Genomic DNA, 17,245 nt, shown 5'->3' with positions numbered 1-17,245 from the left:
CATGGTTGACGCCCCCTACGGTCTCGCGCTCGGCGCCGGGCTGCTCGCCGCCGTCAACCCGTGCGGCTTCGCGTTACTGCCGGCGTACCTGTCGATGCTGGTGCTGGGGGACGGCCCGGCGGACGGCCGCGGGCCACTCGCGCCGGTGGGTCGGGCGTTGGCCCTGACCGCCGCCATGACCCTCGGCTTCGTCGCCGTCTTCGGTGGATTCGGGCTCCTCGCCGGCCCCGCCGCCGACGCCCTGGCCAGCCGCCTGCCCTGGGTGTCGGTCGCGATCGGGCTCGCCCTGGTCGCCACCGGCGGCTGGCTCGTCGCCGGCCGGGCGCTACCGACCTTCGCTCCCCGGATCGCCAACGGCCCCGAGGTCCGGCGCAGCTTCGGATCGATGGTCCTCTTCGGTGCGGCCTACGCGATCGCCTCCCTCGGCTGCACCATCGGACCGTTCCTGGCCGTGGTGGTCGCCGGGTTCCGGGCGGGCAGCCCGCTCGCCGGGGTCGGGCTCTTCGTCGCGTACGCGGTCGGGATGGGGTTGATGGTCGGCGCCGCCGCGCTCGCGGTCGCGCTGGCCCGGGAGTCTCTGGTCCGGCGCACCCGACGGGCCGGGCCGCTGCTCGGACGCATCGCCGGCCTGCTCCTGGTGCTGACCGGTGGCTACGTCGCCTGGTACGGCTGGTACGAGATCCGGCTCTTCGGCGGCGGTGACGTCAACGACCCGGTGATCGACGCGGCCGGTCGGGTACAGACCACGATCAGCGGGTGGGTGGACGGACTGGGCCCGTGGACGATCGGGGCCGTGGTCGCCGCGCTGCTCGCGGCAACGGTCGCCGGCACGCTGCTCCGCCGGCGGCGCTCCGCCGCCCGGCAGCCGGCACCGGGCAGCGACCTACCATCACAGGATGCCGCCCATCGCTGAGCTCCGGACCGCCTCCTTCGCCGACCTGTCCGCCCGCGCCTTCCACGACCTGCTCCGGCTGCGCGTGGACGTGTTCGTGGTGGAGCAGGAGTGCCCGTACCCGGAGCTGGACGGCCGGGACGTGGAGCCGGGCACCCGCCATCTCTGGCTGGAGCAGGCCGGGACGCCGGTGGCGTACCTGCGGATCCTGGCCGCTCCGGACGGCCGGCGACAGATCGGCCGGGTGGTGGTGGCAAAGGAGGCGCGCGGCGCGGGGTACGCGGGCCGGCTGGTGACCGCTGCCCTCGTGGAGGTCGGCGAACGCCCGTGCACCCTGGAAGCCCAGTCACAGCTGGTCGACTTCTACACCCGACACGGGTTCACGGCCACCGGGCCGGAGTACCTCGAGGACGGCATTCTGCACACGCCGATGCGCCGGGACACCCCGGCGACGTAGCCACACCGCGGATCGCTACCGGGCCGGGCCCGAGTTCACGGCCCGGTAGCGAAGGTGTCGCGGCAGTGCCGGACGAGTCGATCGAGGGCTGGACTCCGCGTAGCGCTCCAGACCAGGGACAGCAGGGCCGGCTCGTCGATGTCGACGACCGGCAGCGCGATCAGGCGACCCTGGTAGTGCCGCGACATGGACTCGGTGAGGATGGCCACGCCCAGCCCGCGGGTGGCGAGGTCGGCGATGGCGTCCGCGGCGCTGGCCTGGACGCTGATGGTCGGCCGGACTCGGTGACGGGTGCAGGCCCGGTCCAGGACAGTACGGATGCCGGTGCCCTCGGGCATACACACCAGCGGGTGGTCGGCGAGGTCGGCCACGGTCACGGCCGCTTTTCCGGCGAGAAGATGCCCGGGTGGGACGAGGGCGACGAGTGGTTCGCTGATGATCGTGAGGGTGTTCGACCCGGCCGGCGTGGGATCAGCGGTGCCGATGAGAGCGAGGTCGACAGCACCGGCCTGGACGTCCCGCAGGAGCCGGGCCGAGTGGTGCTCGAGCACAGTGATCTCCACGCCGGGGTGCGCGTGGTGAAACGCCGCCAGGGCGTCGAAGAACGGGGTGATCGTGCATCCGATGACCATCCCGACAGTGAGGCGACCGCGGATGAGTCCGACCACGTCGCCGACCGCCTGTTTCATCGCGTCAGAACAGGCGAGGGCGGCCCGGGCGTGTTGGAGTGCGGCCCGGCCGGCATCGGTGAGGCGCGCCGTTCGGGTGGAGCGGTCGATGAGGGTGGTGCCGAGTTCGCGTTCGAGCTCGCGAATCTGGGCGCTCACTCCGGGCTGGCTGATCCGTACCCGCTCGGCGGCACGAGTGAAGCTGGCTTCCTCGGCGACTGCGACGAAGTATTCCAGCTGCCTCAATTCCATAACGAGAGATTCTAGCTCTCATAAAAATCATCTGTTGGACTTCTGATGCCGCCGAAGGCACGCTTGGTTCGCGGGCAAGCGCCGAACGAGACGCCTCGCTCCGCAGAAACATCGAATGGAACGCTTGGTTCCGCAGGAAACATCGAGAGGAACACCGTGTCGGACCGCACGAAAGCCATGCAACCCGAGGACCTCACCCGGCTGTTCGTCGAACGCTCCAACGCCGGCGACGCCGCGGGCGTCGCCGCGCTCTACGAACCGGACGCGGTCATGGCCTACCCGCCCGGCGACCAGACTGTCGGGCGCGCGGCGATCCAGGCCCTGTGGGAGAAGGTGCTCGCCAACCGGCCACACTTCACCCCGGAAGCGCCGCTGCCCACGCTGGTCTGCGGCGATCTCGCCCTCACCTCGACGCCGCCGAGCGACGGCGCGGGTGCACGGGCGCAGGTCGTTCGCCGCCAACCCGACGGGTCCTGGCTGCGCGTGCTCGACCAGCCGGAGTTCACCACGCCCACCTCGGGTTGACGCCCCCGGACGTCCCACCCCACCGGCGGGCGGTCAGCCGAGGCCGCTCGGCTGCAGCACAGCTGATCCGGCCGGGCCGCTGCCGTACCGCCGGGTGGGGAAGGCACCGCGATCAGGGCAGGCTGGCGATGATGTCGGCGATCGCGCGGCGACGGCCGGTGTAGAACGGGATCTCCTCCCGGACGTGCCGGCGGGCGCGGGAGGCCCGCAGGTCCCGCATCAGGTCAACGATGCGGTGCAGCTCGTCGGCTTCGAAGGCGAGCAACCACTCGTAGTCTCCGAGGGCGAACGAGGAGACCGTGTTGGCCCGCACGTCGGGGTAGCCGCGGGCCATCCCGCCGTGCTCGGCCAGCAGCTCCCGCCGCTCCGCGTCCGGCAACAGATACCACTCGTACGAGCGGACGAAGGGATACACGCAGAGATAGTCCCGGGCCTGCTCACCAGCGAGGAACGCCGGGACGTGGCTCTTGTTGAACTCCGCCGGCCGGTGCAGCCCGAGCTGGGACCAGACCGGGGTCAGCGAACGCCCCAGCGTGGTACGCCGGAACCGCAGGTACGCGTCCTGGAGCGCGTCACTCGACGAGGAGTGCCACCAGATCATCAGGTCGGCGTCGGCGCGCAGCCCCGCCACGTCGTACGTGCCCCGAATGGTCACGTCCTCGCCGGCCAGTTCGTCGAAGAAGGCGGTCACCTCGGCGGTGACGTTCTCGCGTAGTGACGGCAGGGCGTGGTTCGCCCGATACACCGACCACATCGTGTACCGGATCGTCGCGTTCAGCTCGTTCAGCCGGGCCGCATTGGTCTGCTCGGTCATATCCCGGAACCCTTCAGTGCAGTGATGATCTCGTCGGCCGCCGCCGCGCCGGAACGGATACAGACCGGAATCCCGACGCCGTCGTAGCCGGCCCCCGCCAGCGCGAGGGTTGGCCGCTGCGCCCGCAGCGTCGCCCGTGCCGACGCCACCCGGTCCAGGTGGCCCGGCGCGTACTGCGGCAGTGACCCACCCCAGCGCTGCACGTGTGTGGCGACCGGCGCGGGAAGCTCGGCGCCGAGTACCGCCGACAGTTCCCGGTGCACGGTCTCGACGAGTTCCCCGTCGGGGCGCTGCAGCTGCGCCTCGTCCCCGTACCGGCCGATCGAGGCGCGGATCAGGGTCAACCCGTCGGGCCGACGCAGGTGCCCCCACTTGGTGGTGAAGAAAGTGGACGCCTTCATCAGCAGCCCCTCGCCGGTCGGAACCAGGAGGCCGGAGAGCTCGGGTAGTTCCGTCGCCGGCACCGCGAGGGTGACCAGGGCGACGCTGGCGTAGGCCAGGTCGCCGACGTTCTCGGCCGCGGCCGGGGCGGCCTCGGCGAGCAGTCGCCCCGCCGGCCGGGCCGGCACCGCCAGCACCACGGCGTCGACGTGGACCTGCTCCGCGTCGCCGTTCGGGCCGACGGTCAGCTGCCAGCCGGCGCCGGCCGGGGTCAGCGCCCGGACCGTCGCGTTCCGCCGGATCGTGGCGCCGCTGGTCGACGCGGCAGCCTCAACCAGGGTGCTGAGGCCACCGGCCAGGGTGCCGAAGAACGGGCTCCCGGGTGCCCGCGGCGCCGCCGCCTGCGCCGCGCGGACCGCGCCGACCAGGGTGTGTTCGACTCGGGCGGCCCGGGTCAGCGCGGGCATGGTGGCGGCCAGGGAGAGGTCGTCGGCGCGGCCGGCGTAGACGCCGCCGAGCATCGGCTCGACCAACCGGTCAACGACCTCATCGCCAAGTCGGGCCCGAACCAGCTCGCCGACCGTGACGTCCGCACCGGGGGGAAGCAACGGCCGCCCAGTGTCCACGTCGGCCTCCCCCGTCGGGCGGGCGACCGCCGCCACCGCCGCCAGGTCCCCGGGGACGCCGATCAGCGTGCCTCGGGGCAACGGCTGCAGCTCACCGCCGACCAGGAGCGCCGCCTGCCCGACGGTGGGGTGGACGATGTCGTCGGCCAGCCCCACCCGACGAATCAGGGTTACCGCGGCCGACTCCCCACCGCCGGGGTCGCGCATCAGGAACGCTTCCGCGCCGAACTCCACCGAGGCGCCGGCCAGTTCGCCGGTGCGCAGCTTGCCACCGAGGGAGTCGCCGCGCTCGTAGACCGTCACCTCGGTGTCAGCGGGAGTGTGATCCCTCAACTGGACGGCGGCGGCGAGGCCGGCGATGCCACCGCCGATGACCGCGATCCGCCACGGCGTCGCCATGCCCCTCAGCTCCTTCCGGCTACGTGCGTGGTCAACTCATGGACCAGGGCCACCAACCGGGTCAAGACGTCCGGATCGGTCTCCGGCAGCACGCCGTGACCAAGATTGAAGATGTGCCCGGGCGCGGCACGCCCCTGCGCCAGTACCCGCCGGACCTCGGCCTCGAGCACCGGCCACGGGCCGAACAGCAGGCACGGATCCAGGTTGCCCTGCACCGCCCGCTGCGGGCCGACCCGGCGGCTGGCGACATCCAACGGCGTACGCCAGTCAACGCCGATCACGTCGGCGCCGGCCTCGCCCATCGCGGTGAGTAGCTCGCCGGTGCCCACCCCGAAGTGGATCCGGGGAACGCCGGCGTCGGCGAGGCCGGCGAGGACCGCCTGCGAGTGCGGCAGCACGTACCGGCGGTAGTCGGCCTCGGAGAGGGCACCGGCCCAGGAGTCGAAGAGCTGCACGGCGGAGACGCCGGCGTCGATCTGCACCTTCAGGAACGCCAGCGTCACCTCGGCGAGCCGGCTGGCCAGGGCGTGCCACAGGTCCGGATCGCCATACATCAGGGCCTTGGTCTTCGTGTGGTTGCGCGACGGGCCCCCCTCGACGAGGTAGCTGGCGAGGGTGAATGGGGCGCCGGCGAAGCCGATCAGCGGGGTCGCGCCCAGCTCCCCGACGAGCATCCGGACCGCCTCGTCCACGTAGTGGACATCGTCGCGGTTGATCAGCCGGATCCGCTCCACGTCCGCCGCGGTGGTGACGGGATCGGTTACCACCGGTCCGGTGCCCGGGACGATGTCGAGCGCCACCCCGGCGGCGGCGACCGGCACCACAATGTCACTGAAGAGGATCGCCGCGTCGACCCCGTGCCGGCGCACCGGCTGGAGGGTGATCTCGGTGATCAGTTCCGGCCGGCGACAGGACTCCAGCATCGCCACGTTCGCTCGGATCTTCCGGTACTCCGGGAGTGAGCGGCCCGCCTGCCGCATGAACCAGACCGGAGTGTGCGGGCCGGGCTTACGCCGGCACGCCCGAACGAAGGGGGAGTCGGCCGGATCGCCGGGGCGAGGCCCCTCGTCTCGGGCGGCTGCGCCCGTGGTGTCGGTGCTCATCGCCGCCCATCGTGCCACGCCGCCCGCCCCACCCCGCCGTCGCCGTCACTTCGTGTGATCCGCGCCCAGGAAGCGACATTCTGGGCCGGACGTGGTCGCCGCCGCTCCGGTTCCCCGGCGTGCCGCCGAATCGACCGAGGCAGCGGCGCTTACGCTTCAGTGATGACCCCTCCGACCGCGCTCCCGGAGCCGTTCGCCCGCGCGGTTGACGGGCTACGATCGGCCACCACCCGGGCGGAGATCCGGCTGGAGGAGGTTGGCGCCCCCCAACGGCTGGCCCCCTTCGCCTTCGCGCTCGCCGCGACCGTCCTCCGGGACGACGACGAGGTGGCGAACGGACGCCTGATCCTCCTCCATGACCCCGCCGGGCACGAGGCGTGGCAGGGCACGCTACGACTGGTCACGTACGTCACCGCCGAGCTCGAAGTGGACCTGGCCGCCGATCCGCTGCTACCGGAGGTCGGCTGGACCTGGCTGACCGACGCCCTCCAGGTGCGGCAGGCCCGACACCGGGCGATCGGGGGGACGGTCACGCAGACCATGTCGACCCGATTCGGTGACCTGGCCGGGCCGCCCGCCGCCGGCGATGTCGAGATCCGGGCCTCCTGGACGCCGGTGGACGACCAACTCGTGCCACATCTGCACGCCTGGTGCACCCTGCTCGCCTCGACCGCCGGCCTCCCGCCGCCCGGGGTGACGGCACTCCCCGAGCGCCGCCCCGCCGGCACGCCCTGAACGCCGCCGCCCCGCCGGCACGGCCTCCCCGCCTCCCCGTTCGACTGCTACGAAATGCCGTGGCATACGGACCGTATCCATGGCAGCACGCTTCGCCTGTACGGTGTGCTCAACCGAACCCGGCCGACTCCCGACACGCACTGGACCGGCTGTACCCGCCCGATCGGGTAGCGCAATAGGGTTGTCGGGTGACCGACGAACCACCCCTACCCCGTCGGGCCGCCGCAAACCGTACGGGAGACACACCGCACCCGCCGTTAATCCGGTCTGGGGGCACGGACGTTGACCCGACCGCTGGTGGCCCAGCTACCACCCGGCGCGACGCCGAGGACGGCCCCACGCCGCTGACCGCGCCCGGCGAGGGCACCCCCCAGCCGGTGACCACCCCGGCGGAGTTGGCCGAGGTCGTGGCCCGCTTCGCCCAGGGCACCGGCCCGGTGGCGTTGGACGCCGAACGCGCCTCTGGCTACCGGTACAGCCAGCGGGCGTACCTGGTGCAGCTGCGCCGCGCCGGCGCCGGCACCGCCCTGATCGACCCGCTGCCACTGCCGGAGCTGACCAGTCTGGACGAGGCCATCGGCGAGGCCGAGTGGGTGCTCCACGCGGCCAGTCAGGATCTGCCCTGCCTGGCCGAGTTGGGTCTGCGGCCACGGCGGCTCTTCGACACCGAACTGGCCGCCCGACTCGCCGGCTTCGAACGGGTCGGGCTCGCCGCGCTGACCGAGAACCTGCTCGGCTTCAGCCTGGAGAAGCACCACTCGGCGGCGGACTGGTCGAGCCGGCCGCTACCGGAGTCCTGGCTGACCTACGCCGCCCTGGACGTGGAGCTGCTGGTCGAGCTCCGGGACGCGCTCGACGCCGAGTTGACCCGGCAGGGCAAGGCCGAGTGGGCGGCCGAGGAATTCGCCGCGCTGGTCCGCAATGGCGCGCGCCCGCCCCGGGTCCGCGCCGACCCCTGGCGCCGCACCTCGGGCATCCATCGGGTCCGCGGGGCGCGGGCGCAGGCCCGGGTGCGGTCCCTGTGGTACGCCCGGGACCAGATCGCGGCGCGCCGCGATCTGGCGCCGGGACGGGTGTTGCCGGACTCGGCGATCGTCGCCGCCGCCGAGCTGGATCCGCGGGACGAGAAGACGCTACTGACCCTGCCGGGCTTCGGCGGTCGCTCGGTACGCCGACTGGCCCGTACCTGGTTGGCGGCGTTGGACGATGCCCGGGAGTTGCCAGCGGAGGCGCTGCCGGTCGCGCCGACGGTCGAGGGTCCGCCGCCGCCGCACCGGTGGGCCGAGCGGGACCCGATCGCGGCGGCCCGGCTGACCCGGTGCCGGGAGGTGGTCGTCGGGACCGCCGGCGCGCACACCCTGCCACCGGAGAACCTGATCGCCCCGGACTCGATTCGCCGCCTTGCCTGGGTCCCGCCCGAGGAGATCACCGAGGCCACCGTGGCGGAGACCCTGCGGGGCCTGGGTGCGCGCGAGTGGCAGATCACGCTGCTGCGGTCAGACCTGACCCGGGCCCTGGTCGGCCCACCGTCGGCCGGAACCTGAGCCACGGATGTGGGCTGGGCCACACAGGGGGTGGTACTCCAGTTGGTTACTGGCAAGTAGCATCCGAGAAAACGCCAGTCCGGCTAACCGGCTAGGAGGCTCAAGTGCCCCGTGAAGTTCGGGATGTCGTCTTCGTTGACGGCGTCCGCACCCCGTTCGGCAAAGCGGGGGGCATGTACGCCAACACCCGCGCCGACGACCTGGTGATCCGCTGCATCCGCGAGCTGCTGCGCCGCAACCCGCAGCTGCCACCGGAGCGGGTCGAGGAGGTCGCCGTCGCCGCCACCACCCAGATCGGCGACCAGGGCCTGACCATCGGCCGGACCGCCGCGCTCCTGGCCGGCCTCCCCAAGACCGTGCCCGGCTTCGCCATCGACCGGATGTGCGCGGGCGCGATGACCGCGGTGACCACGGTCGCCGGCGGCATCGCCATGGGCGCGTACGACGTCGCCATCGCCGGTGGCGTCGAGCACATGGGCCGCCACCCGATGGGCGAGGGAGTCGACCCCAACCCGCGGATCGTCGCGGAGCGACTGGTTGACCAGTCCGCCCTGGTCATGGGAGCCACCGCGGAGAACCTGCACGACCGGGTACCACACATCACCAAGGAGCGCACCGACGCGTTCGCGCTCGCCTCCCAGCAGAAGACCGCCAAGGCGTACGCCAACGGCAAGCTCCAGGACGACCTGGTGCCGGTGGCGGTCCGGGACCCGGAGACCGGCTGGGGTCTGGCCACCGTGGACGAGGCGCCGCGCGACACCTCGATGGAGAAGCTCGCCACCCTCAAGACGCCGTTCCGCCCACACGGCAAGGTCACCGCCGGTAACGCGGCCGGGCTGAACGACGGCGCCACGGCGAGCCTGCTCGTCGCCGAGGAGACCGCACGGGAGCTGGGTCTGCCGGTCGCGATGCGGCTGGTCTCCTACGGCTTCGTCGGCGTCGAGCCCGAGGTGATGGGGATCGGCCCGATCCCGTCGACCGAGAAGGCGCTGCGCATCGCCGGCCTGAGCATCGACGACATCGGTCTGTTCGAGCTGAACGAGGCCTTCGCGGTCCAGGTGCTCGCCTTCCTCGACCACTTCGGCATCGCCGACGACGACCCGCGGGTCAACCCGTGGGGCGGCGCGATCGCCATCGGCCACCCGCTCGCCTCCTCCGGCGTCCGGCTGATGACCCAGCTCGCCCGGCACTTCGCCGAGCACCCGGAGGTCCGCTACGGCCTCACCGCCATGTGCATCGGCATCGGCATGGGCGGCACCGTGATCTGGGAGAACCCGCACTGGGAGGGTGGAGCCAAGTGAGCGCGAGCAACGGGTCGAGCCAGTGCGTCCCGCAGTCCCGAACGGAGGAGGCACAGTGAGCATCGCGGCACCGAACGAGGTCGTCACCAAGGCCTTGCTGCGCCTGGTGGACGTACCGGGCCTGGACCGCCCCGCCGCCCTGATCACGCTGGACAACGGCTTCGACCACAAGAAGCCGAACACCCTCGGGCCCGGTGGTCTGACCAGCCTGGACGAGGCAATCACGGCAGCCCAGGCGGCGAAGCCGGCGTTCGTCGCGGTGACCGGTAAGCCCTACATCTTCTGCGTCGGAGCGGACCTCACCGGTCTGCCGCTGCTCACCGACCGCGCGCAGGCGCTGGAGATCGGGCAGCTCGGCCACCGGGTCTTCGCCCGGCTCAAAGACAGCGACGTGCCGACCTTCGCCTTCGTCAACGGCGCGGCCATGGGCGGCGGCCTGGAGCTGGCCCTGCACTGTCACTACCGGACGCTGTCGGCCGGCGCGGCGGCCCTCGCCCTACCCGAGGTCTCGCTCGGTATCGTCCCGGGCTGGGGCGGCACCCAGCTGCTGCCGAACCTGGTCGGCATCCCGGCGGCAACCCAGGTGATCATCCAGAACCCGCTGATGCAGAACAAGATGCTCAAGCCGAAGCAGGCGGCGGAGATGGGCCTCGCGGATGTCCTGCTGGAGCCGGCGGACTTCCTCGAACGGTCCCTGGAGTGGGCCGCCGGTGTGATCCGCGGCGAGCACACCGTGACCCGGCCCGAGGTCGACCGGGAGATGTGGGACGGCGTCCTCTTCTTCGCCAAGCAGACCCTGGATGCCCGCCTGCACGGCGCCGTCCCCTCCGCCAACCGGGCCCTCGAACTACTTGGCCTGGCCAAGGAGGCGGACTTCGCCACCGGCACCGCCGCCGAGGACGAGGCCCTGGCCGACCTGGTCTTCTCGCCGGAGCTGCGCAGCGGCCTCTACGCGTTCGACCTGGTGCAGCGGCGGGCCAAGCGTCCGGCCGGGGCGCCCGACCGGGACCTGGCCCGGCCGGTGACCAAGGTCGGCATCGTCGGCGCCGGTCTGATGGCCAGCCAGCTCGCGCTCCTGTTCGCCCGCCGTCTCCAGGTGCCGGTCGTCCTGACCGACCTGGACCAGGCCCGGGTCGACAAGGGCGTGGCCTACGTGCACGAACAGATCGAGAAGTCGGTCAGCAAGGGCCGGATGGACAAGGGCACCGCCGCCAAGCTGTACGGCCTGGTGAGCGGGTCGGTCGACAAGTCCGTCTTCGCCGACGCGGACTTCGTCATCGAGGCCGTCTTCGAGGACCTCAACGTCAAGAAGCAGGTCTGGGCCGAGCTGGAGAAGATCGTCAAGCCCGAGGCGGTGCTGGCCACCAACACGTCGTCGCTGTCGGTGACGGCGATGGCCGCGGACCTCGAGCACCCGGAGCGGGTGGTCGGCTTCCACTTCTTCAACCCGGTCGCCGTGCTCCCGCTGCTGGAGATCGTCCGCGGCGAACGGACCGACGACGCCACCCTGGCCACCGTCTTCGCGGTCGGCAGGCAGCTGAAGAAGTCGAGCGTGCTGGTGAAGGACGCTCCCGCGTTCGTGGTCAACCGGCTGTTGACCCGCTTCCTGGGCACGGTGTTCGCCGCGGTGGACGCCGGCACCCCGCTGGAGGTGGCGAACAACGCGCTCGATCCGCTGGGCCTACCGATGCGTCCACTGGCGCTGCTCCAGCTGGTCGGGCCGGCGGTGGCGCACCACGTCGGTGGCATCCTGCACGCGGCCTTCCCGGACCGCTTCGGGGTCAGCGAGAACCTCAAGCGGATCGCCGAGGCCGGCAAGCCGATCGTCGTGGACGACGAGATCAACGCCGAGGTGGCGAACCTGCTGGTGGTCGGCGACCAGCCGCTCACCGCCGAGCAGGTCCGGCAGAACGCACTCGACGCGCTGGCGCAGGAGATCCAGCTGATGCTCGACGAGGGCGTGGTCGCCGAGGCGCAGGACATCGACCTGTGCCTGATCCTGGGCGCCGGCTGGCCGTTCCACCTCGGCGGCGTCACGCCGTACCTGGACCGCTCCGGCACCACCGAACGGGTCACCGGCAAGCGGTTCCTGCCGGCCGGTGTCGCCAGCCTCCCGGCCTGACCTGCCTCTTCCCCATGATCGCGGTGGCCGCCCTCGGGTGGCCACCGCGATTCGTCTCTGGCCGGCGGGGGTCGGTCCCGTGGACCGGGTCCCCGACCGGCTAGCATCAGCCGCCAGCACCCTCGCCTGGAGGCGTTGTCATGTCCTCACCGGTCGATCCCTGGTCCGGCCCGCCGGAGCACGGTGCCCAGCCCAGCTATCCGCCGCCGACCTCGCGGCCGCGGGCAGCCCGGCACGCCCGTCCGGAGCCCCCCGAACCGCGACCGGACGGCTGGCGGCCCCCGCCCCCACTCGACCCCACCCCAGCCCCGCTCGACCCCACCCCAGCCCCGCTCTCCTGGTCGGCCCCGGTCTCCACACCGACCCCTCCCGCCACACCCGTCCCTCCCCACTGGTCGGCCACGATGGATGAACCGACCCAGGTGCACAGCGCTATCCCGCCGACCCCTCCGGCCGAACCCGATCTGGCTGACCACGACCGGCAGCCAACGGAGACCGGTGGCCCCACCGCCCCGTCCGACTCCGCGGCCCCGGCGTCCCACCGGCCGGCACGGTCCACCCTGCTGCTCTCGCTCGGCCTGGGCGGCCTGCTCGTGCTCGCACTGGGTGGCCTCGCCTACCTCACCCGTTCCGGCGGAGGCAGCCCGGCGCCGCCCCCGGCCGCCGCCCCGCCCTCGACCGGTACGCCGCAAGCCGCCGACAGTGCTGAACCGACCCCCTCAGCCGAGCCCAGCCCCGAACCCAGCCCCGAGCCACAGATCCGCCTCGTCGCACCAAAGTCACTCGACGGCCGGTCCAGGAGCACCGACTCGGAGCTGAAGGCGCTCGCCGACGAGCTGGTGCAGGAGCTGGAAGCCAAGGTCAGCAGCGGGAACAGCACGGTCGGGGCCTTCTACGGCAGCTTCGAGGATGAGGACATCATCATGGTCGCTGCCGCCTCGGGCTTCGTCCTCAACCCGACCCAGGAGTTGGACGCCACCGTTGAGGAGCTCGCGTCGGACCTGAACGTTCGCAAGATGTCCACGGTCTCCACCGACCCGCTCGGCGGCGTCGCGAAATGTGGTGACGGGAGCGCCTCGGACATCCCGCTCGGAGTCTGTGCCTGGGCGGACAAGAGCAGCGTCGGCATGATCGTGATGTTCTCCGAGTCAGCGAGCACGGCCCGTTCCACCTTCGCCGAGATCCGAGCGGAGATCGAAAAACGCTCCTGAGGCCGGTCCCCGCCCTCCGGGACGGCGGGGCGGGGCCGCCTCGGCGGTGACGAATGCCACCAACCTCGGCGGCCCCAACGAGCACCCGGGACTCAGGCGGTGACAGTGGTCGCTTGTTTCGTGGGAATCGCAGGCCCGAGCAAGCCGCGCCTGCCCAACAACAGAATTGCCGTGCCACAGGCCGCGCCGAGTGCCGCGAGCGCTAGCCAGAGCACGATGGGCATCTGTGTGGATCGCGCCCAGTCGACTGCGCCGCCAGCGAGTATGTTTCCGATGGCGACAGCGACACCGGAGACGGTGCTGTAGACCCCGTAGTGTGTGGCGATCCGGCCCGCACCGGCCAACGTGACCACCATGTCCATTTCGAACGGGTAAGCCACCATCGTCGCCACAGCGATGATCGCTCCGGCGAGAACGGCCGATGCGACGACGAGCATGGGTGGCCCGGTACCTGCCGCGGCTACAGGTAGGAACGCCGTACCCAGCAGCGCGACTCCCCAGGTGAGTGAGCGGTGCGGTGACCAGCGTCGTCTGCACCAGGCGGTGACGCGGATCTGCGCGAGGACGGCAAGCAGACCTGAGGCCGCGAACATGGCCGCGACGGCGAGCTTCTCCACTGCCGGGCTGGGAGCGTGTGCTTCGATGGTGAGGGGCAGCGTGAGATAGACCTGAAACGACAGCACGTAGGAACCGGCCATCGCCACGGTGAACAGCATGAACGGTCGGTTGTGCAGCACCTGCCGCCAGGAAGACACCATCTCGCTGAGCAACCCAACCCCGCCTGGCTCGCCCCTTCGCCCACCGCGCGTCGGTAGTGCGCGAGCCTGTGCGACGGTCAGGATGGCGAACACGGTGGCCGCGACGAGACATGTCAGGCGGAAATCAGCCGCTGTCAGCACGAGCCCGACCAACGGGCCGACCAGGATGCCGGCCTGGTAGAAGACGTTGAACATGGCGAACGCCTCCACCCGCCGTTCGCCGGCGTCCTCAGCCAGGTAGGCGCGTACCGCTGGGTTGAACAGCGCCCCGGCCAGACCAGTGGCTGCCGCTGCGACGACGAGGACAGCCACGGAATCAACCAGCCCGAGAAGGGCAAAGCCGACAGTACGCAGCGTGCAGCCTGCGACGATCAACGGCTTGTACCCGAACCGGTCGGCGAGGCTCCCGCCGACGGCGAACATGCCCTGCTGGCTGAAGTTGCGTACGCCCAGGACGAGCCCCACGATCCAGCCGGCGAGCAGTAGCTGCGCCGACAGGTAGTTCGCGAGGTACGGCATCAGCATGTAGAAGCCGAGATTGATGCCGAACTGATTGATCAGGAGCAGGCGTACCGGTCGGCCGAAGGAGCCGAATTGCCCGAGAACACCCCTCATTGCCGATCACCCTGCCCGAGGTCAACGATCTGGGTGCAGCGGGTCCACCGGTGGACCTCGTGGCTGGTCGGGGCACAGATGCTGTCGGGTTCAGCGGCCGGCTCGATGCCAAGCAGGTCGTGCCGTTGGCAGTAGTCGTCATTGAAAACGGTGTCCCAGTAGCGTTGTGGTCCGTCTGGGAAGACGGCCACGACACGGGCGTCACCCGGCAACGTCCGCGCCAGCCAGGCGGCGACGAGGGCGACGGCGCCAACGCTCCACCCGCCGCTGACATAGCCGTGCGCGGCGAGCTGCCGGCACGCCCACACGGCTTCGGCAGGCGCCACCCAGTGGACCTCACTGAACCAGCCGTACTGGACGTTGCGGGGATAGATGCTGCTACCCAGCCCCCTCATCAGCCGGTGACGTGCTGGCTGACCGAAGATCGTTGAACCGATGGTGTCAACCCCGACAAGCCGTGCGTGTGGAAAGTACCGGCGTATAGGCGCGAACGTGCCGGCGGAGTGGCCACCCGTACCGACGCTGCACACCAGGACATCGATGCGTCCCAGCTGTGCGATGAGCTCCAGACCAAGACCCTCGTAGGCGGGCAACGTGTCCGGGTTGTTGTACTGGTCCGGACACCAAGAACCAGGGGTAGCGGCCAGAAGCTCGCCCACGCGCTCCCGCCGGGCCTGCTGCCACCCGCCCTGTAGATGTGGGCGGTCGACGACGCTGATCGCAGCTCCCGAGGCGGTCAGTAGCCGCTGCATAATCGGCTCAAGGCCGGGATCGGTCACCAGCGTGAGTGAATGCTGGTACGCGTTGGCTGCCAGCGCAAGCCCCAACCCGAAGGTTCCACTGGTCGATTCGACAATCATGGCTCCCGGGCTGAGATCACCTCGCTTGCGCGCCTGCGCCACAAGGTGTAGTGCGCTGCGGTCCTTGATACCTCCGGGACTGAACGCCTCAAGCTTCGCCCAGAAACCGTGGGCAGCAGAGGTGAGTGGTCGGCCGACCCACACGATCGGCGTGTTCCCGATCAAATCTGTCGGTGTGTGATGGACACCGGTCGGGTGCCCCAGGATCTGCGCCGGACCGGGAAGCGGGCGTGCAGGGATAGCGGCTTGCATGGTGTGTGTGACCTTTCGCGTGAATGACTGGTCAATGACATGGAGATGCCCTCGACCGTCAGTTCCGCGCTACGCACTTCAGCAAGAGACACTGCCGACCCGCCTCAGCCCGCTGAGGTGCACGGTATTCCGGCACGCGCGTGGCTACTACCTGATCGCTTGGCAATGGGACGGCTCGCGTGGCCGCGAGCTTGAGATGCGAACCCGACGTATTCCAGCGCTTCGTGGGCGCGACAGGTCGGCATTGGGTCGAGAGGTGATGATGCTGCTTCGAATGCTGGTGCACGGCGGCCTGAGCAGCAAGATGCGCTTGGCTCGCACTACTTCGAGGATGCCCGGTATAGCCATGGGCAAGACAGAGCAATATGCACAGTGATGCGAGAAAGGCAGCGAATGGTAATGAAAAGGAGGGAAGCCGGGTCAACCGTCCGCTTCGCACCTGTCGGAGGATAGTAGACCTACCGACCCAGAACAAGACGCTAGGTAGTGAAATGCCTGCAGTGAGTAAGATTCGTGGCGGTGGGTGGTGGTCCGCGTGAAGCGGTAGAAAGCGGCGACTAGCATCGGGCCGATGATCACCCTGACCCGAGACGATGGCTACCTGCTCAGCACCGCGCCCGAGCGGCTCGACCTTGACCTCGTCTACCACTGGCTCTCCACCGATGCGTACTGGGCCCAAGGGCGGGACCGGGCGACCGTGGAGCGCGCCTTCGCGGGCTCGATCGGCTTCGGCGTCTACCGGCCGGAGGACGGGCGCCAGGTAGCGGTGGCCCGGGCGGTGACCGACCGGGCCACCTTCGCCTGGCTCTGCGATGTCTACATCGATCCGGCCGCGCGCGGACGGGGGCTGGGCACCTGGCTCACCGGCGCGGTCCGCGACCATGTCGCGGAGTTCGGCGTACACCGCATCCTGCTGGCCACCAGGGACGCCCACGGCGTGTACGCCAAGCTCGGCTTCGATCCGCTCGCACAGCCGGACCGGTGGATGCAGCTCGACAACCGGTGAACTCCTCGTCGGCTCATTGCACTACTCCCGACCGGTGAGCCACAGGGCGGATACCGCATCGTCGAGGGTGGCGGCTCGAGCGACCGGACGTGCTCTCCCACGGCCAGCCAGAGCCGGCAGCCCGCCCGGTCGAACGACACCAGCACCGACTGCCCGGCGTAGTGCCGACCGATCGGTCAGCGGCGGTGCGTCGGGCGCGGCGGCCAGCACGAACAGTCGGGCTCCAGGCAGCCCGGCGCCGACCCGCTCGACATGCTGGCGGGCCGGCGCGACCACGCCACCCGCCCGTCCAGCCGGCCCGCCCGCCCCGTCGGTGGACTACGGGCGCAACGTCTTGGGGACGACGCACCAAGCATCGTTGCGGGCCCGGGTCGTGGTAATCACGGTCGTGTTCGATCGAGTCAATCAGACGTAGCTCGACCGCAGCGACGTTCGGGCCCACCGCTAGTCCTCATCACCACCCGCCGAAAGCCCAGCATGCATAATGATGAGTCCAGTCACCAGTGCAAGAATTGCCAGGACTATGGATGCTTCTTTCAATCCTTCACTCAGACCGAATCCCAGTAGCGCAATCCCGCCAATGATGGCCAGGAATGCCCCCAGTCGCGTCGCATTTTGCACCCTAATCCTTCTTTCTGAATTCAGACATAAAATCGCTTCCACACTTACCAGCATTCCCCGGATAACGTGAAAGCCTGGGCTAGAGAATGCGTAGGGGAATGCC

At 70.5% G+C, this 17,245-nt stretch carries 15 protein-coding genes and 1 pseudogene; 9 read left to right on the top strand and 7 right to left on the bottom strand.

Annotated elements, in window-relative coordinates; genetic code table 11:
* Window position 1: 1 nt before the first annotated feature.
* On the top strand, window positions 2-913 hold the full coding sequence (locus AC1UKG_RS19170) for a cytochrome c biogenesis CcdA family protein (RefSeq protein WP_018745465.1): 912 nt from the start codon (window positions 2-4) through the stop codon (window positions 911-913).
* On the top strand, window positions 897-1,349 hold the full coding sequence (locus tag AC1UKG_RS19165) for a GNAT family N-acetyltransferase (protein ID WP_018745464.1): 453 nt from the start codon (window positions 897-899) through the stop codon (window positions 1,347-1,349). The genes AC1UKG_RS19170 and AC1UKG_RS19165 overlap by 17 nt, the downstream gene beginning before the upstream one ends.
* Window positions 1,350-1,384: 35 nt before the next feature.
* Here AC1UKG_RS19165 and AC1UKG_RS19160 read toward each other — a convergent pair whose 3' ends face one another.
* A complete protein-coding gene (locus AC1UKG_RS19160) occupies window positions 1,385-2,269 on the bottom strand; it encodes a LysR substrate-binding domain-containing protein (protein WP_018814824.1) in 885 nt (294 codons plus the stop codon).
* Window positions 2,270-2,446: 177 nt separating this feature from the next.
* On the opposite strand from AC1UKG_RS19160, the gene AC1UKG_RS19155 reads away from it, so the two are divergent.
* On the top strand, window positions 2,447-2,794 hold the full coding sequence (locus AC1UKG_RS19155; protein ID WP_018745462.1) for a nuclear transport factor 2 family protein: 348 nt from the start codon (window positions 2,447-2,449) through the stop codon (window positions 2,792-2,794).
* A gap of 112 nt (window positions 2,795-2,906) precedes the next feature.
* Here AC1UKG_RS19155 and hemQ read toward each other — a convergent pair whose 3' ends face one another.
* From hemQ to hemE, 3 genes are read right to left on the bottom strand one after another with little or no spacing between them, the layout of a single operon-like run.
* A complete protein-coding gene (gene hemQ, locus AC1UKG_RS19150; protein WP_018745461.1) occupies window positions 2,907-3,608 on the bottom strand; it encodes a hydrogen peroxide-dependent heme synthase in 702 nt (233 codons plus the stop codon).
* Complete coding sequence (gene hemG / locus AC1UKG_RS19145; protein WP_018814825.1) at window positions 3,605-5,014, bottom strand: protoporphyrinogen oxidase; 1,410 nt, start codon at window positions 5,012-5,014, stop codon at window positions 3,605-3,607. Before hemG ends, hemQ begins: the two co-directional genes overlap by 4 nt.
* Window positions 5,015-5,019: 5 nt before the next feature.
* Complete coding sequence (hemE, locus tag AC1UKG_RS19140; RefSeq protein WP_018745459.1) at window positions 5,020-6,117, bottom strand: uroporphyrinogen decarboxylase; 1,098 nt, start codon at window positions 6,115-6,117, stop codon at window positions 5,020-5,022.
* 162 nt (window positions 6,118-6,279) lie between these two features.
* On the opposite strand from hemE, the gene AC1UKG_RS19135 reads away from it, so the two are divergent.
* From AC1UKG_RS19135 to AC1UKG_RS19115, 5 genes are all read left to right on the top strand, one after another.
* Window positions 6,280-6,852 (top strand): DUF3000 domain-containing protein, encoded by a 573-nt coding sequence (locus tag AC1UKG_RS19135; RefSeq protein ID WP_018745458.1) that lies wholly within the window; start codon window positions 6,280-6,282, stop codon window positions 6,850-6,852.
* Window positions 6,853-7,040: 188 nt separating this feature from the next.
* Complete coding sequence (locus tag AC1UKG_RS19130) at window positions 7,041-8,396, top strand: HRDC domain-containing protein (protein WP_482642208.1); 1,356 nt, start codon at window positions 7,041-7,043, stop codon at window positions 8,394-8,396.
* Window positions 8,397-8,500: 104 nt separating this feature from the next.
* Entirely contained in the window at window positions 8,501-9,697 is a 1,197-nt protein-coding gene (locus tag AC1UKG_RS19125) for a thiolase family protein (RefSeq protein WP_018814827.1), read from the top strand.
* Between the two features lie 55 nt (window positions 9,698-9,752).
* Window positions 9,753-11,819 (top strand): 3-hydroxyacyl-CoA dehydrogenase NAD-binding domain-containing protein, encoded by a 2,067-nt coding sequence (locus AC1UKG_RS19120; protein WP_482642209.1) that lies wholly within the window; start codon window positions 9,753-9,755, stop codon window positions 11,817-11,819.
* Between the two features lie 404 nt (window positions 11,820-12,223).
* The gene (locus AC1UKG_RS19115) at window positions 12,224-13,030 is read left to right on the top strand and encodes a hypothetical protein (RefSeq protein ID WP_475890412.1); all 807 of its coding nucleotides are present in this window, start codon (window positions 12,224-12,226) and stop codon (window positions 13,028-13,030) included.
* A gap of 92 nt (window positions 13,031-13,122) precedes the next feature.
* On the opposite strand, the gene AC1UKG_RS19110 is transcribed toward AC1UKG_RS19115, so the two are convergent.
* A complete protein-coding gene (locus tag AC1UKG_RS19110) occupies window positions 13,123-14,403 on the bottom strand; it encodes an MFS transporter (protein WP_018814830.1) in 1,281 nt (426 codons plus the stop codon).
* Window positions 14,400-15,428 carry a PLP-dependent cysteine synthase family protein gene (locus tag AC1UKG_RS19105; RefSeq protein WP_482642210.1) on the bottom strand — a complete coding sequence of 343 codons (1,029 nt, stop codon included), beginning with the start codon at window positions 15,426-15,428 and terminating at the stop codon, window positions 14,400-14,402. The genes AC1UKG_RS19110 and AC1UKG_RS19105 overlap by 4 nt, the downstream gene beginning before the upstream one ends.
* A 658-nt stretch (window positions 15,429-16,086) precedes the next feature.
* Here AC1UKG_RS19105 and AC1UKG_RS19100 point away from each other — a divergent pair.
* On the top strand, window positions 16,087-16,521 hold the full coding sequence (locus AC1UKG_RS19100; protein WP_018814831.1) for a GNAT family N-acetyltransferase: 435 nt from the start codon (window positions 16,087-16,089) through the stop codon (window positions 16,519-16,521).
* 21 nt (window positions 16,522-16,542) lie between these two features.
* On the opposite strand, the pseudogene AC1UKG_RS19095 reads toward AC1UKG_RS19100, so the two are convergent.
* A pseudogene (locus tag AC1UKG_RS19095) lies at window positions 16,543-16,794 on the bottom strand (hypothetical protein); the annotation flags it as partial.
* Window positions 16,795-17,245: the final 451 nt, after the last annotated feature.

It is taken from the genome of Salinispora sp. CH2A1_6 (assembly GCF_056820975.1).
Note: the sequence above shows the minus strand (reverse complement) of the source record. Positions and strands in the feature narration are given on the sequence as shown.

Bases quoted from the DNA above. Each gene is read 5' to 3' on its own strand.
- AC1UKG_RS19170 (WP_018745465.1), top strand. From the start codon at position 2: ATGGTTGACGCCCCCTACGGTCTCGCGCTCGGCGCCGGGCTGCTCGCC.
- AC1UKG_RS19165 (WP_018745464.1), top strand. From the start codon at position 897: ATGCCGCCCATCGCTGAGCTCCGGACCGCCTCCTTCGCCGACCTGTCC.
- AC1UKG_RS19160 (WP_018814824.1), bottom strand. From the start codon at position 2,269: ATGGAATTGAGGCAGCTGGAATACTTCGTCGCAGTCGCCGAGGAAGCC.
- AC1UKG_RS19155 (WP_018745462.1), top strand. From the start codon at position 2,447: ATGCAACCCGAGGACCTCACCCGGCTGTTCGTCGAACGCTCCAACGCC.
- hemQ (WP_018745461.1), bottom strand. From the start codon at position 3,608: ATGACCGAGCAGACCAATGCGGCCCGGCTGAACGAGCTGAACGCGACG.
- hemG (WP_018814825.1), bottom strand. From the start codon at position 5,014: ATGGCGACGCCGTGGCGGATCGCGGTCATCGGCGGTGGCATCGCCGGC.
- hemE (WP_018745459.1), bottom strand. From the start codon at position 6,117: ATGAGCACCGACACCACGGGCGCAGCCGCCCGAGACGAGGGGCCTCGC.
- AC1UKG_RS19135 (WP_018745458.1), top strand. From the start codon at position 6,280: ATGACCCCTCCGACCGCGCTCCCGGAGCCGTTCGCCCGCGCGGTTGAC.
- AC1UKG_RS19115 (WP_475890412.1), top strand. From the start codon at position 12,224: ATGGATGAACCGACCCAGGTGCACAGCGCTATCCCGCCGACCCCTCCG.
- AC1UKG_RS19110 (WP_018814830.1), bottom strand. From the start codon at position 14,403: ATGAGGGGTGTTCTCGGGCAATTCGGCTCCTTCGGCCGACCGGTACGC.
- AC1UKG_RS19100 (WP_018814831.1), top strand. From the start codon at position 16,087: ATGATCACCCTGACCCGAGACGATGGCTACCTGCTCAGCACCGCGCCC.